This is a genomic window from Streptococcus oralis (genome assembly GCF_003943825.1).
Classification (GTDB): Bacteria; Bacillota; Bacilli; order Lactobacillales; family Streptococcaceae; genus Streptococcus; species Streptococcus oralis_CD.
In genome coordinates this window covers 1-640 of the sequence record NZ_RJNJ01000091.1, presented here as the reverse complement: position 1 = coordinate 640, position 640 = coordinate 1, and the positions used below count along the sequence as shown (strand labels likewise).

The 640-nt window shown below is 44.4% G+C and carries 1 protein-coding gene; it reads right to left on the bottom strand.

Going from position 1 to position 640, the window contains the following annotated elements:
• On the bottom strand, positions 1–640 hold a 640-nt coding region (locus D8863_RS10760), incomplete at both ends, for a MucBP domain-containing protein (protein ID WP_185761490.1).

Below are 640 nucleotides of genomic sequence, written 5' to 3'. Positions count from 1 at the left end.
TTCTCATAAACATGTTCTGTGTCGCCGTTTGGAAGTTTCTTCGTCTCTACGAAGCGGTAACCTGGAATATCCTTCTTAGGTTGTTCACCGTCTTCGGTTGGATGTCCTGGAATTTCGTTGCCTTCCTTATCCTTGTGACTGGTCTTAACCTTCTCATAAACGTGCTCTGTGTCGCCATTTGGAAGTTTCTTAGTCTCTACGAAGCGGTAACCTGGAATATCCTTCTTCGGTTGTTCGCCGTCTTCGCTTGGATAACCTGGAATTTCATTCCCTTCCTTATCCTTGTGACTGGTCTTAACCTTCTCATAAACATGTTCTGTGTCGCCGTTTGGAAGTTTCTTGGTCTCTACGAAACGGTAACCTGGAATATCTTTCTTGGGTTGTTGGCCGTCTTCGGTTGGATGTCCTGGAATTTCATTGCCTTCCTTATCCTTATGACTAGTCTTAACCTTCTCATAAACATGTTCTGTGTCGCCGTTTGGAAGTTTCTTCGTCTCTACGAAGCGGTAGCCTGGAATATCCTTCTTAGGTTGTTCACCGTCTTCGGTTGGATGTCCTGGAATTTCATTGCCTTCCTTATCCTTATGACTGGTCTTAACCTTCTCATAAACATGTTCTGTGTCGCCGTTTGGAAGTTTCT